The sequence below is a fragment of the Rhodococcus sp. IEGM 1305 genome (genome assembly GCF_030058635.1).
GTDB classification, from domain to species: domain Bacteria; phylum Actinomycetota; class Actinomycetes; order Mycobacteriales; family Mycobacteriaceae; genus Rhodococcus_F; species Rhodococcus_F opacus_D.
This window is the reverse complement of record NZ_JASHKX010000001.1, coordinates 311,064-325,493: the sequence shown is the minus strand read 5'-3', so window position 1 is coordinate 325,493 and position 14,430 is coordinate 311,064. Positions and strand designations below refer to the sequence as shown.

At 64.8% G+C, this 14,430-nt stretch carries 12 protein-coding genes and 1 pseudogene; 10 read left to right on the top strand and 3 right to left on the bottom strand.

Annotation, left to right across the window (positions count from 1 at the left end; translation table 11 throughout):
• Positions 1–66 precede the first annotated feature (66 nt).
• Positions 67–1,083, bottom strand: coding sequence for a S1C family serine protease (locus QM693_RS01520; protein ID WP_283351466.1), 1,017 nt, complete (start codon positions 1,081–1,083; stop codon positions 67–69).
• 808 nt (positions 1,084–1,891) lie between these two features.
• On the opposite strand from QM693_RS01520, the gene QM693_RS01515 reads away from it, so the two are divergent.
• Genes QM693_RS01515 through QM693_RS01470 form a run of 10 tightly spaced genes read left to right on the top strand, consistent with a single transcriptional unit; the run spans position 1,892 to position 11,587 of the window.
• Positions 1,892–2,395, top strand: a complete 504-nt coding sequence (locus QM693_RS01515) for a YflT domain-containing protein (protein WP_283351127.1) — start codon at positions 1,892–1,894, stop codon at positions 2,393–2,395.
• Positions 2,396–2,398: 3 nt separating this feature from the next.
• Positions 2,399–4,279 carry a molecular chaperone DnaK gene (gene dnaK, locus QM693_RS01510; protein ID WP_268790282.1) on the top strand — a complete coding sequence of 627 codons (1,881 nt, stop codon included), beginning with the start codon at positions 2,399–2,401 and terminating at the stop codon, positions 4,277–4,279.
• Between the two features lie 8 nt (positions 4,280–4,287).
• On the top strand, positions 4,288–4,812 hold the full coding sequence (locus QM693_RS01505; protein WP_005259196.1) for a nucleotide exchange factor GrpE: 525 nt from the start codon (positions 4,288–4,290) through the stop codon (positions 4,810–4,812).
• 6 nt (positions 4,813–4,818) lie between these two features.
• Positions 4,819–5,757: a DnaJ C-terminal domain-containing protein gene (locus QM693_RS01500; protein ID WP_283333062.1), complete on the top strand. Its 939-nt coding sequence runs from the start codon at positions 4,819–4,821 to the stop codon at positions 5,755–5,757.
• On the top strand, positions 5,754–6,083 hold the full coding sequence (locus tag QM693_RS01495) for a chaperone modulator CbpM (RefSeq protein ID WP_283351126.1): 330 nt from the start codon (positions 5,754–5,756) through the stop codon (positions 6,081–6,083). Before QM693_RS01500 ends, QM693_RS01495 begins: the two co-directional genes overlap by 4 nt.
• Positions 6,065–8,698 carry an ATP-dependent chaperone ClpB gene (clpB, locus tag QM693_RS01490; RefSeq protein WP_283333063.1) on the top strand — a complete coding sequence of 878 codons (2,634 nt, stop codon included), beginning with the start codon at positions 6,065–6,067 and terminating at the stop codon, positions 8,696–8,698. The genes QM693_RS01495 and clpB overlap by 19 nt, the downstream gene beginning before the upstream one ends.
• A 14-nt stretch (positions 8,699–8,712) precedes the next feature.
• Positions 8,713–9,165 carry a thioredoxin gene (gene trxA, locus QM693_RS01485; protein WP_005259202.1) on the top strand — a complete coding sequence of 151 codons (453 nt, stop codon included), beginning with the start codon at positions 8,713–8,715 and terminating at the stop codon, positions 9,163–9,165.
• On the top strand, positions 9,162–9,428 hold the full coding sequence (locus tag QM693_RS01480; protein WP_280779583.1) for a ubiquitin carboxyl-terminal hydrolase 14: 267 nt from the start codon (positions 9,162–9,164) through the stop codon (positions 9,426–9,428). The genes trxA and QM693_RS01480 overlap by 4 nt, the downstream gene beginning before the upstream one ends.
• Positions 9,406–11,133, top strand: a complete 1,728-nt coding sequence (locus QM693_RS01475; protein WP_283351125.1) for an FAD-dependent oxidoreductase — start codon at positions 9,406–9,408, stop codon at positions 11,131–11,133. Before QM693_RS01480 ends, QM693_RS01475 begins: the two co-directional genes overlap by 23 nt.
• Before the next feature lie 13 nt (positions 11,134–11,146).
• Positions 11,147–11,587 (top strand): DUF1931 family protein, encoded by a 441-nt coding sequence (locus tag QM693_RS01470; protein WP_280779761.1) that lies wholly within the window; start codon positions 11,147–11,149, stop codon positions 11,585–11,587.
• A gap of 348 nt (positions 11,588–11,935) precedes the next feature.
• On the opposite strand, the gene QM693_RS01465 is transcribed toward QM693_RS01470, so the two are convergent.
• Positions 11,936–13,573, bottom strand: a complete 1,638-nt coding sequence (locus QM693_RS01465) for a flavin-containing monooxygenase (protein ID WP_283351124.1) — start codon at positions 13,571–13,573, stop codon at positions 11,936–11,938.
• A gap of 506 nt (positions 13,574–14,079) precedes the next feature.
• Positions 14,080–14,277: pseudogene (locus tag QM693_RS01460) on the bottom strand (transposase); the annotation flags it as partial.
• Between the last annotated feature and the right edge of the window lie 153 nt (positions 14,278–14,430).

Below are 14,430 nucleotides of genomic sequence, written 5' to 3'. Positions count from 1 at the left end.
CGCAACGTGCCGGGCCGCAACACAGATCCTGTCCACGCCCGTGTTGGTCGTTCTTGGAATCGTCGTTCAGCTGGCGGGGCGGTCTGTCACGGTAACCGAAATCTGCTGGGTCTCGCCGCCGCGGAGCACGGTCAGTTCGACTCGATCGCCGGGGTCGACGGCACGGATCGCCGCGATGAAGTCCTCCGCCGACTCGGTGTCGTGGCCGTTGACCGCGGTGATGACATCACCCGGCCGGATACCCGCGGTCGCAGCCGGACCGAGCGGGACGACCTCGAGGACGACGACACCGCTGGTGCGGTCGACTGCCAATTGTTCGGCGATCTGCGGGGTCAGCGTGCCGGGCTGAATGCCGACGTACGCATGCTGGGCGGTTCCCGAGGCCAGCAGCTGGTCCGCGACATCGACGACATTCGCCGCGGGGATGGCGAAACCCAGAGCGACCGCACCCGCCGACGGGGGAATGTAGGCCTGGCTCATCCCCACGACCCGCCCTTGTCCGTCGATCAGGGCACCCCCGGAGTTACCCGGCGAGATCGCGGCGTCGGTCTGGATCAGGTCGACCAGCGGCGCCCCGGTGGAAGCCGACCCGGGGATCTGACGGTGCAGTCCTGAGATGATGCCCGAGGTGACCGTGGCCTCGAACCCCAGCGGACTGCCCACGACTACGGCGAGCGCGCCGACCTCTGGCAGCGCTGTCTCGAACGTCGCCGCAGTCAGATCCGTGCGGTCCGCTTGAAGGACCGCGACGTCGATCACACGATCGACGGCACGCACGTTCGCGGACACTTGTTGCCCGTCCGCGAAGGCCACACTCACCTGCCGGGCACCCTCGACCACGTGGGCGTTGGTGACGATGGTGCCGTCGGTCTTGTAGACGATGCCGCTGCCCACGCCGGACCCGGTGAGCACGGTGACGACCGAGGCCTCCACCTGCCGGACCAGTGCCGGCAGGTCTACGGCAGGCCCCGCTGAGGGCGTCGAGGTGGTGGGAGCCGAGGCGCCGCATCCCGCGAGGAGGAGGACCACGATCGCGACCAGCGGCACCCAGATCGAGGAACGTACGGTCGACGGTACGCGCATCAGCGCGGTCGACGGTACGCGCATCAGCGACCGCCTCCGTGAGGAATCGGTCTCCTACTTGCACCTGCCGCGAGCGGGCCCACCCGATCAACATACCCCTCCCTGCTCCCGTGGTCGGCGACTCCCGACCCACGTCACTTACCGATGGAAAATCTACATCGACGATTACAGTGCGTGTGCCTCAACTGCTGCGGCGACGAGTCGTATACTGTTGTACTACTTTTACTTTCAGGCCAGCTTCCCGGGTTCCGACCGATTCGGTTGCGGTACAGCAAAATCCGACTGTATCGGCTCCACTGGATGGGCTGATACAACAGCCGCAAAGTGGGTTTTGACACTGGTTCAATTCTGCACCACGGGATTATGTCCCACCACCGAGGGCCTGATCCTCTACGTGAGGATGAAGAAGCTGTCATTCCCAGTGCTCCCGCGACTGTACTGTCAGGGTGGAATCGGCGTCCTGCTTTCGACTTGCTGGGCCCTAGTCACCCACCTCCTTCGGCTGCGAAAATTTGATTTCGGGCGTTCTACTCATGGAATTCCCGAAGCAGTGGCTGATGCCCGGAGTGCGCGTACCGGCCGCCTCGAGCGGGTTCCGGCGGACATCTATGCCCTGGGTGGGGTGTGGGCGCCACTGTCCCCCCGTTGTGTGGACGCCCATTAGGCGAATCTTGATGACGCCCAGAGGCGGATGAGGAACTCTCAGGCGGTTGAGCCTCCGTGAGCTCAAACGATTGACTGATCGACCGAACGCCGAACTGGTACGCGGGCTCGGCGAATTCCGAGTCATTGACGCCTAGGGGGCGCGATGTCAGAGTCCAGTGGCGGGACCTCCGCGGTACGTCCGAACCGACCTGCCCACCAGGTTGTAGCAACGTTCGACAACTACGCCGACGCTGAAAGCGCCGTCGACTACCTCTCCGACCAGCATTTCACGGTAGACAAACTGGCCATCGTCGGTCGCGACATCGAGCTGGTCGAGCAGATCGTCGGCCGATTGAACTACGGCTGGGCCGCTCTGCGCGGCGCCGCCGCGGGCGCGCTGACGGGTGCGCTGTTCGGCTGGATCTTCGGGTTACTCGATTGGGTCCAGCCGCTGCTCACGGGCCTCGCGCTCGCCTTCTACGGGTTGGTATTCGGTGCCGTTGTCGGCGCTCTGCTCGGCCTGCTCATGTATGCGCTGCAGGGCGGCCGGCGCGACTTCACCTCAATCCAGTCATTACAACCACGTCACTACGAAGTCCTCGCCGATGTCGAGGTCGCGGACGAAGCCGTCCGCTTGCTCACCGGCCGGACCGATCGAAAGGAATGAGTCATGGCGACTGCTGTGGGTATAGACCTGGGCACCACCAACTCGGTCATCGCAAGCTGGCAAGGCGGCGAGCCGGTGGTGATCTCCAATGTCGAGGGAGCGCGGACGACGCCGTCGGTGGTGGCGTTCACCGAGAGCGGCGAGCGCCTGGTGGGTCAGCTTGCCCGACGGCAGGCGATCTTGAATCCGAAGGGCACGATCTACTCGGCGAAACGCTTCATCGGACGTCATTACGACGAGATCTCCGAGGAGGCCAAAGCGGTCAGCTTCGACGTCGTGCCGGGTGACAACGGTGAGGCCCGATTCGACGTGCGGGGAAAGAAGTACGCGCCGGAGGAGATCAGCGCCCTCGTGCTGCGCAAGCTCGTCGACGACGCGAGCAAGTTCCTCGGTGAGAAGGTCAAGGAAGCGGTCATCACCGTTCCGGCCTACTTCAACGACGCGCAGCGCAACGCCACCAAAGACGCCGGCCGGATCGCTGGCCTCGAGGTTCTGCGGATCATCAACGAGCCGACCGCTGCGGCACTGGCGTACGGCATGGACAAGCAGACCCACGAAACCGTACTGGTCTTCGACCTCGGCGGCGGCACCTTCGATGTGAGTCTGCTCGATGTCGGCGAGGGAGTGGTCGAGGTTCGTTCCACGGCCGGCGACTCCCACCTCGGCGGCGACGACTTCGACCGACGCCTGGTGGACTACCTCGCCGACGAATTCCAGCGTGCGGAGAATATCGATCTGCGCAAGGATGCGCAGGCATTGCAGCGCCTCTTCGAGGCCGCGGAGAAAGCCAAGGTCGAGTTGTCCTCGGTGACACAGGCCCAGGTCAACTTGCCCTTCGTCACCGCTGACGCGAACGGTCCCAAGCACCTCACCACCACGATCATGCGATCGAAGTTCGAGGATCTGACGGCGGATCTGGTGGAACGCTGCCTCGACCCCGTGAAGCAGGCGATGAGTGACGCCAAGGTCACCGCTAACGACATCGACGAGGTGATCCTGGTCGGTGGTTCGACACGTATTCCGGCGGTGCAGGCGCTGGTTCGCCGGCTCACCGGCGGTAAGGACCCCCACATGGGCGTCAACCCGGACGAGGTCGTGGCGCTCGGTGCCGCAGTCCAGGCGGGCGTGCTCAAGGGCGAGGTCTCCGATGTGCTGTTGCTCGATGTCACCCCGCTGTCCCTCGGCGTCGAGACGCAGGGCGGGGTGATGACCAAGATCATCGAGCGCAACACGACGATCCCGGCCCGGCGCAGCGAAGTGTTCTCCACGGCGGAAGACAATCAGTCCGCCGTGGACGTCGTGGTGCTGCAGGGCGAACGCGAACGGGCTGCCGACAACCGGGTGCTCGGCCGGTTCCGGCTGGAAGACATCCGCCCCGCGCCACGTGGCGAGGCCCAAGTCGAAGTCACTTTCGATATCGACGCCAACGGCATCCTCAACGTCACCGCCCGCGACAAGGACACCGGCAAGGAGCAGAGCATCACGATCAGTGAGCAGGGCAACCTGGACCAGAGTGACGTCGAGCGCATGCTGGCAGAGGCCGAACGGAACCGGGGTGAGGACGAGGCGCTGCGCAAGGCGGTCGACGCACGCAACGCGCTCGATTCGGTTGCCTATCAAGTGGAACGGCGACTCGCCGAACTCGGTGACAGTGCGCCACCGCACGACAAGGCGCGGGCCGAGATGCTGATCGCCGACGCCAGGAAGGCCGTCAAAGACGGTGCTTCACCCGCGGAGGTAGAGCCCCTGACCTCGGAGCTCCAGCAGCTGCTCTACGGGCTCGCGCCAGTCCAGGACGGCGGCGACGGACACCAGGCCGGCGGCGCAGAGGCTGCGTCGTCGGATGACGACGACGTGATCGACGCCGAATTCGATCGAAGCTGAGGCACACGATGGAAAGGTCTGCAGATCATTCGACGACCGAGCCGGCTACCGACGGTACCGACGGGGATCAGACCGAGACGGCGCCGGATCGCACCGACACGGGGGCCGAGTTGGCTCAACTCGAGGACCGCTGGCGCAGGGCCCTCGCAGATCTGGACAACCTGCGCAAGCGGTATGCCAAGGATCTGGATCGTGAACGCGCCGCGGAGGTGGCGAAGGTTTCCGCGGCGTGGCTGCCGGTACTGGACAATTTGGAGCTTGCGCTGGCCCATGCGGGCAGCGATCCTCAGACCGTCGTCGAGGGTGTGAAGGCGATCCGGGATCAGGCGGTGCAGGTGCTCTCACGGTTCGGCTTCGAGCGCCACGACGAGGTCGGTGTGCCGTTCTCCCCGGAGCTCCATGAAGTGGTCAGTGTGGTGGCCCAACCCGACCTTCCCTCCGGGACCGTGGTCGAGGTCTTGCGCCCGGGCTATGGAGAGGACGGGCGGCAACTGCGTCCCGCCGCGGTGGTCGTCAGCCGCCCCGAGGGGTGAGCACCGATGGCGCGTGACTACTACGAAGTGCTCGGGGTCCCGCGGGGCGCCGGCACCGACGAAATCCAGCAGGCCTACCGCAAGCTGGCCCGCAAGTACCACCCCGACGTGAACAAGGACCCCACTGCGGAGGACAAGTTCAAGGAGGCCAACGAGGCCTACCAGGTGTTGTCCGACCCGGACACCCGGAAACGCTACGACCGATTCGGTGACGACTTCCGGCGTGTGCCCGAGGACTACGACGAACGGGTCCGGGCAAGCGCCGGTGGGTACGGCGGCGGGTTCGGCGGCGGCGGGTACGGCGGTGGGGGCGGGGGCAGAAGGGTGCACTTCGGTCACGGTGTCGGTGGCGAGGGCGGCGTCGACTTCGAGGACCTCTTCGGGCAGATGTTCGGCGGCGGTGGCGGGTACGGGCCGATCCCCGGCGCCGATCAGGAAGCGGAACTGGAACTGCCCCTGGAAGAGGCGTATCGGGGCGGCAAACGCACTCTCAGACTGGACGGCCGGCAGTACGACGTCGACATTCCGGCCGGTGTCCTGGACGGACAGCGAATCCGGCTGGCCGGGCAAGGCGGCCGGGGCAACGGTGACGCGCCGCCCGGGGATCTGTACCTCGTGGTGCGGATCAAGCCGCATCCCCGGTTCCGCGTCCAGGGCCGGGACATCTACGTCGACCTGCCCGTATCGCCATGGGAGGCGGTCCTCGGGTCGACCGTCGTCGTTCCCACCCCGGGTGGCGAGGCGAAAGTCAAAGTGGTGCCGGGCTCGTCGACGGGAAGGAAGCTTCGCCTGCGCGGAGAAGGAATGCCCAATCCGCGGGGCGCCAACGGCAACCTCTACGCCGAAATCAAGGTGATGGTGCCGCCGAAACCGACAGCACGCGAACGCGAGCTGTTCGAGCAGTTGGCCACCGAATCGAACTTCGATCCGAGGAAAGACACATGAGCACCCCGACCCCGGTCACCCAGTACGTATTGGTTCGCCGTGCCGGTTTGTCGCCAGATGCCTTCGCCGAACGTACCGGGCTGCACCCCGACCTGGCACGAAAGCTTGTGGCTCTCGGCCTGCTCGACGCCCACCGCGACGCCGGCGGCGAGATGTCGTTCGAACCATCCGAAGTGGTCCACGCCGCCCGCATCCAACGGCTGCGGACCGGCCTGGGCCTGAACTACTCGGCAATCGGGCTCGTGCTCGATCTGCTGGATCGAATCGAGAAACTCGAAACAGCTTCCCGCAGAAGGAGGACACCCCCATGGACACCGGCAGCCTGACTGAAAAGTCACGAGAAGCCCTGCAGGAAGCCCAGAACGTCGCGACCAGAATGGGTCACACCGAGGTCGACGGAGAGCACCTGTTGCTCGCGTTGGTCGATCAGCAGGAAGGGTTGGTACCCCGACTGCTCGAGCAGGCCGGCGCGAACGTCGATGCCCTGCGATCCGATCTGGAACGTGAACTGTCGCGTAGGCCGAAGGTCAGCGGCCCCGGCGCGACACCCGGTCAGGTGACGATCACCCAGCGCCTGGCCAAGCTGCTCGACGCCGCGGAACGGGAGGCGAAGCGACTCAAGGATTCCTACGTGTCGGTGGAGCATCTCGTGATGGCCCTCTCCGAGGAGGGGTCGGCCAGCGCGGCCGGACGGGTCCTCGCCAGTCATGGGGTCACACGAGACGCCTTCCTCACGGCGCTGACGAAAGTGCGCGGCAATCAGCGCGTCACCTCGGCCACCCCGGAAGGGGCGTACGAGGCGCTGGAGAAGTACGGACGCGACCTCGTCTCCGAGGGGCGGGCAGGCAAACTCGATCCGGTCATCGGCCGAGATGCCGAGATCCGCAGGGTAACGCAGATCCTGAGCCGGAAGACGAAGAACAATCCGGTGCTGATCGGCGACCCCGGCGTTGGTAAGACCGCGATCGTCGAGGGCCTCGCCCAGCGGATCGTCCGCGGCGACGTGCCCGAGGGCCTGCGCGACAAGACGATCTTTTCGCTCGACATGGGTTCCCTGGTGGCCGGTGCGAAGTACCGCGGCGAGTTCGAGGAGCGACTGCAGGCGGTGCTGTCCGAGGTGAAGGCGGCCGAGGGGCACATCCTGTTGTTCGTCGACGAGTTACATACAGTGGTCGGTGCGGGATCAGTCGGCGGCGAAGGGTCTCTCGACGCCGGCAACATGCTCAAGCCGATGCTCGCCCGCGGCGAACTGCACATGATCGGTGCCACCACTCTCGACGAGTATCGCAAGCACATCGAATCCGATGCGGCACTGGAGCGTCGCTTCCAGACGGTTCTCGTCGACGAGCCCAGCGCCGAGGATGCGATCTCGATTCTGCGCGGACTTCGAGAACGCCTCGAGGTGTTTCACGGCGTGAAGATTCAGGACGGCGCACTGGTGGCCGCCGTGACCCTCTCGCACCGGTACATCACCGACCGCTTCCTTCCGGACAAGGCGATCGATCTGGTGGACGAGGCGTGCGCCCGGCTACGCACCGAAATCGATTCGATGCCCGCCGAACTCGACGAGCTCACCCGGAAGGTGACCCGGCTGGAGATCGAAGAGGCCGCGCTGTCCAAGGAAACGGACGCGGCCAGCAAGACGCGCCTCGAAGAGCTACGTAAGGAGCTGGCCGATCTACGGGCCGAGGCCGACGCCCGGCACGCTCAGTGGGAGGCGGAGCGGCAGGCGATCCGGCGGGTGCAGGAGCTGCGGGGAGAGCTGGAACGATTGCGCCACGAGGCCGAGGAGGCGGAACGCAACTACGACCTCAATCGGGCCGCCGAGTTGCGGTACGGCGAGATCACCGCGCTGGAGCGCAGGCTCGAGGCGGCGGAGGAGCAACTGGCTACCAGGCAGGGCCGGAATCCGTTGCTGCGTGAAGTGGTCACCGAAGACGAGATCGCAGAGATCGTGGCCGCATGGACGGGTATCCCGGTCGCCCGGCTGCAGGAAGGTGAGCGGGAGAAGCTGTTGAAGCTCGACGAGATTCTGCACGAGAGGGTCGTCGGTCAGGACGAGGCGGTGCAACTGGTCGCAGACGCGGTGATCCGGGCGAGGTCCGGTATCCGTGATCCGCGCCGGCCGATCGGTTCGTTCATCTTCCTGGGACCGACGGGCGTGGGAAAGACCGAGCTCGCAAAGACGCTGGCCAGTGCCCTCTTCGACAGCGAAGACAACATGGTGCGCCTGGACATGAGCGAGTACCAGGAGCGGCACACGGTGAGCAGGCTCATCGGTGCGCCCCCCGGGTACGTCGGGTACGACGAGGGTGGCCAGCTCACCGAGGCGGTGCGCCGCAAGCCGTACTCCGTGGTGCTCTTCGACGAGATCGAGAAGGCCCACGCCGACGTCTTCAATACCCTGCTGCAGGTGCTCGATGACGGCCGGATCACCGATTCTCAAGGCAGGCAAGTCGATTTCCGGAACACGGTGATCATCATGACCTCCAACATCGGATCCCAGCATCTCCTCGAGGGAGTCACAGCCGACGGCGAGATCAAGCCGGACGCCCGGGAGCGGGTGCTGGCGGAACTGCGCGGGCACTTCCGTCCCGAGTTCCTCAACCGGGTCGACGACATCGTGTTGTTCACCCCGCTCACGCTGCCCCAGATCGAGCACATCGTCGAGCTGCAGCTCACCGATCTTCGGAACAGGTTGTCGGAGCGCCAGATACACCTGGATATCACGCCGGAAGCACGCCGGCTCATCGCCGAACACGGTTTCGACCCGGTCTACGGTGCGCGGCCGCTGCGGCGGTACATCGCCCACGAGGTCGAGACCAAGATCGGTCGTGCGCTGCTGCGGGGCGAAATCGCACCGGGTGGCACCATCAGTGTCACGGTGGACGGCGGCGAGCTCGCCGTCGCGTATGCGGAACCCGCCGTCGCGGCGGCCTGAGAAGAGGTGTCGTCATGGGATCCGACAAGGTGAAGTGCCCGCACTGCGGCAAGATCAACAAGGTGCCGGCGGCCGGGGACGGAAGACCCCGCTGCGGGAACTGCCACGAGCCGCTGCCCTGGATCGCCTCGGCAGGGGACGGCGACTTCGCGGAGGTCGCCGAGAAGTCCTCGGTGCCTGTGCTCGTCGATCTCTGGGCGACGTGGTGCGGCCCGTGCCGCATGGTCAGCCCGGCGCTCGAGCAGCTCGCCACAGAACGCGCAGGTCAGATCAAGCTGGTCAAGGTCGACGTGGATGCTGCGCCCCAGACGGCCGAACGGTTCACCGTCCGCGCCGTACCGACTCTGCTGGTGATGGACCGGGGTGAGGTCCTCGCTCGTCAGGCGGGCGCAGCTCCGGTACCCCAGCTGCGCACGTGGCTCGATCAGGCGCTCTCGGAAGATGCAGGCAAGGAGGCGAAGTCATGACTTATGTCCATGCCGACCCACACGTGACCGCGATCCGGGACGTGGTGCCCCGGACCCCGCAGGGCTGCGAGGAATGTCTTCGCCTCGGCACCCCGTGGGTGCATCTGAGGCTGTGCCTGACGTGCGGACACGTCGGTTGCTGCGACTCTTCGCCGGGCAAGCACGCGAGCGCGCACGCTCACGCCATCGGCCATCCGATCGTCCAGTCGATGGAGCCAGGTGAAGATTGGCGGTGGTGTTATGTCGACCAGAACTTCGTCTGAGGACGCCGCACGCGTCGGCAACAGTCCGCCGGTCGACGACGAGACTCCGGATGCGGTCGGAGCATTTCCGCGGCTGACGGACGACCAGGTCGCGAGCCTCGAGACCGGTGGCACGCGTCGATCGGTTCGCGCCGGTGAGGTGCTGATCCGAGAGGGCGCGCCCAGCAACGATTTCTTCGTCATCCTTTCCGGCAAGGTCGCGGTCATCGACGAGGGCGACGGGGACGGCGAACGCCGGATACTGCGCGTGCACGGTCCAGGCCGCTTCCTGGGCGAGCTCGGACTGCTGGAAGGCCAGGTGGCGTTCTTCACCGCCGAAGCGATCGAGGACGGCGAGGTCCTCGTCGTCCCGGGCGAGCGGGTGCGCGAGCTGGTGGCCCAAGATCCCGTGCTCAGCGATCTGATCCTGCGCGCCTACCTGGTGCGCCGGCACCTACTGATCGGGCTCGGCTCGGGGTTCCGGATCATCGGCTCCTGCTATTCGCCGGACACGTTGCGGCTTCGCGAGTTCGCCATGCGAAACCGATTGCCCCACAGGTGGATCGATCTGGAGCGGGACCAACGGGCGGAGCAGCTGCTGCGCAGCCTGGACGTCGCCCCCGAGGACACTCCCGTCGTGATCTGGCACGGCGAGAAGGTGCTGCGCAATCCGACGAATGCGGAACTCGCACGCATCGTCGGGCTTCCGGTCCCGGACTCGGTCCCGGACGCAGCCCAGGACGTGTGCAACCTCGTCGTCGTGGGTGCCGGACCAGCCGGTCTGGCCGCGTCCGTGTACGGCGCCTCGGACGGGTTGAACACGGTGACACTGGAGTCGATCGCCGCCGGCGGCCAAGCCAGTACCTCCTCCCGGATCGAGAACTATCTGGGCTTCCCGGCAGGGGTCTCCGGCTCCGAATTGGCCGAGAGGGCCGTAATCCAGGCCGGTAAGTTCGGCGCCCGCATCCTGGTGTCGGCGGAGGTGACCGGTTTGGGATCCGAGGCCGGGAACCATGTGCTCCGGCTGGCGGACGGCGGCGCGGTTCGCGGCCGGGCGGTCGTGCTCGCCACCGGGGCGCGGTATCGCAAGTTGGCCGTTCCGGGGATCGAGGAACTGGAGGGGACGAGCGTGTACTACGCCGCGACCCATCAGGAAGCGCGGATGTGCGGCACCGACCCGGTGGCTATCGTCGGCGGCGGAAACTCCGCCGGCCAGGCCACCGTCTTCCTCGCCGACCATGTCTCCCACGTCCACCTGCTCATCCGCGGCGACGACCTCGGAAAGAGCATGTCCCGATACCTGGTCGACCAGATCGAGCACCACCCGCGCGTCACCGTGCACCGGAACACCGAGATTCGTGCGGTCCACGGTCAGAAGTACCTCGACGAAATCGTGGTCGAGGACAATCGCACGGGCGACCAGGACACGATCCGGGTACATGCCCTGTTCGTCTTCATCGGGGCGACGCCGCACACCGGGTGGCTGGCCGACGCGATCGCACTCGACGACCACGGCTTCGTCCTCACGGGCATGGACGCGGTCCACGCCCGAGGAGACGGCAACCGGCCGATCAGCGCCGGGCTGTCCAGGACGCTCGAAACCAGCTTGCCCGGCCTGTTCGCGGCGGGCGACGTCCGCCGCGGCTCGGTGAAACGAGTCGCATCCGCAGTCGGTGAAGGAGCGATGGCGGTACGCCAAATCCATGAATACTTCGAAAGGAGCTGACGACATGCCAGTGATGGGCACCGTGAAATTCCAGCGGTTCTTCCGGGCAGCGGCTGGACTACAGGTCGACCGGAACGACCTCAAGCGCTATACGGATTTCATCGACGACAAGATCTACGATTTGATCCTCATCGGCAAAGCCTCGGCAAAGGCAAACCTGCGTGACGTGATCGAACCGTGGGACCTGCCGATCACCAAGGGGCTGCAGGAGAGCATCCACCGGTTCGAAAAACTGGACGAGGAGATCGAACTTCAACCTCTGCTCGATCAACTGACGGCCCGCCCGCCGTTGGACGTGGCTCTCTCCGAGGAGACCGAGCAGCGACTGCCGCTGATCGCCGGAGGCTTGAGCGTGGCACTGGCGCATACCTTCGTCACGGTCGATCCGGACCGCAAGAACCCCGGCACCGCCGAATGGAACGTCGCCTTCGACATCTTCCATCTACTGCTCTGACCCCGGACCGGCGGTCCGGAAAACCAGTAGATCGCCGGAACGCGTAAGGAACTCGTCCGAGGTCACGTATTACCGGTCGCCGACCACCACACCGTGTGATCGTACGGTGCAGATTTCCATAGATGATTGAGCATCAGCGGCCACCGCGCTGTCCGTCCTTGCTCGTTCCGGAAGTTTCCGGTCATGGTTGAGGGGTCCGTTCAGGGGCGTGGTCGTCCGCGCTCCGCCGACAAACCGCGGCGCTCGAGCTCGTGCATCCACAAGCTCTAACAGCAGTTGCGCCGCTTTGGGGCCATTGCCGACGAGCGGCCGCCGGACGATCGTCGGGCCGGCGGCTCGCGCGCGTGATCAGGACAGTGTGAATGCCTTGTATCCGGCCGCGACGTTTTCCTCCCAGTGGTCGAAGTAGGAAGGAAGGCCGCCAGAGTAGTTGAGCATCTGGCTCGGCTTACCGGGAATGTTTGCCCCGTGATACCAAGACTTGGCCCGCGGAAAGAGCGACATGTGGAAGACTTCCTCCACGTGCGCCGTCCATGATTGCTCTGCGTCCTCGCTGGTCTCGAACCGCTGGTATCCGCCGTCGCGAACGTGGGTCAGGAAGTCGACAACGATCTCTCCTTGCACCTCCGCGCAAGTGGGCCCGTTGCAGAATCCGGCTGGGCTCTGCGGGCCGTACACGAACATCAGGTTGGGGAATCCTGCAGTGGCGAGTCCCATGAAGGTATCGAGCCGCTCGGACCACTTGTGGCTCAGAAGTTGATCATTGGTGCCTCGGATATCGATCGACGTGATGCCACCGCGGTTCGCGTCGAAACCTGTCGCGAACACCAGGATGTCGAACTCGCGTAGACCTGACCTGGTCTGGACCCCCGTCGGGGAGATCCGCTCGATCGGATCCTCGTTGACGTCGACGATGTCGACGTTCTCCTGGTTCACCACATCATAGAAGTTCTGCTCCAGCGAGGGTCGCTTCGTCCCGAACGGATGGGGCGGATCCTTCGGGGCAAGCTTCTCGGCCTTGACCGGATCGGTGACGCGCTGATGGACCTTGTTGCGCCAGAAATCGTACATGGTGCGGTTCGCGTGTTCATCGAGCAAAATATCTTGATAGTTGGCGAGCCATAGCTCGAAACCGCCGGTAGCCCACATCTGTTCGTAGGTGTCAGCTCGCTCTTCGTCCGAGACTTCGAACACGCTCTTCTGGATGAAGTCCATATCGAATCCGGCAAACGACCTCCGGCGCTGGGCAAATCGCTCGGGAAGGTGCTCCTTCAGCTTCTCCTTGAGCTGGCCTGTCAACTGTTGCTGGCGCATCGGAAGCGCAAGGTTGGGCGTCCGCTGGAAGATGGTGATCTGTTCGGCGTCTGCGGCGGCCTCTTGGGTGACCTGAACGCCGCTCGACCCGGTGCCGATGATCCCCACGCGTTTGCCGGCCATGTCCAGACCTTCTTGGGGCCACAGAGCGGTGTGGTGAGATTCGCCGGCAAAGCTGTTGAGCCCTTTGATGTTGGGAATGTAAGGCTTGGCACCGAATCCAGTGCAGATCACCACAGACCTGGCACGCAGCGTCCGGCCGGTATCGGTGCGCACTGTCCATTGGTTCCGCTCGCCGTCGAAGTCCGCAGACGTCACCCGGGTACTGAAGATGATGTCTCGAGAGAGATCGAGCTTGCCGTCGACGTAGGCAAAATAGTCGCGCACACCGGACCACGACGGGTAGAGCTCATCGTAACTCCAGTCCTTCCACAGGTCCTCGCGTGAGTACTGATAGATCTGCCCGGTGCTGTCGGTTCGAGCACCCGGGTAGCAATTCCAGTACCAGATGCCCCCAAGCGAGTCACCGGCTTCGACGACCTTCACCGAAAATCCGCGTGAACGAAGTTGATCGAGTTGATACAGACCCGCGAAGCCGCCTCCGACGACGAGGACGTCCAAGACGCCGTTCGTCTCGTCGAGTTCCCTTGGATGGATCGATATCGTGGCCATGTTGCCTCCTTGAGTGAAATGCCTGGGACCCGCGCCGAGGAGCAGATCGATGTGTGCCGGTCCGGCCGGTTCGTATGACCGACATCACATACGCTAGGGTCGTTCGAGAACCTGGGACTGTCCGATATCGATCCACCGGACACCCGGAGGGCGCCAGGCACACGTGCACGCACGCCTCGCGGGGCGAACGGCCAATTCATCAGCCGGCATCCACCCTGCAACTGCAGCAACATCTTTGACCGGAACAGTACCTGTAGCGAATCCGGACACTTCTGCCCAACTCTGCACGTAGAGCATGGAACTCAGCTTCTGTGTCGGCATCCACCCGACCTCATGGCACCGTACTTGCCCACCTCACCAGTGAGGGGCAGAACAGCACTGGCTCCCGAGGTTATGCAGTGGCGAGATGCTCGCTGCGATCGACATGACCGAGACATCGGGTGGATCAAATCTGGTCACTGAAGACGACCGGGCGGATTCGAGTGGCCGCCGCAATGCTTGCGTAATCATTGTGGCAGTCGAGCGGCGAAAGCCGTTGCCGGTGTGGCCCAGTGCAAACTCTTGCGCGGCCGATTGTTGAGAAGGTCCTAGACCCGTCGCAGGTCGTCGATGGCGTAGGTGCGCAAGTCGGTGCTCTTGGGAAAGTACTGGCGAACCATGCCGTTCGTGTTCTCGTTGGTACCGCGTTGCCACGGACTTCCGGGTCGGCGACATAGATGCCTTCGTCGATGAGGTGGGCAAGACGATCAGTAGCGAGCCATCTGGCACCCGTGGGCTCGTCGACACTGCTGGGATTCGCTGACCGGTACGCAGTGACGACGAAAGGTGCTACCCGTATTCCGCGAGCGGCATCACAG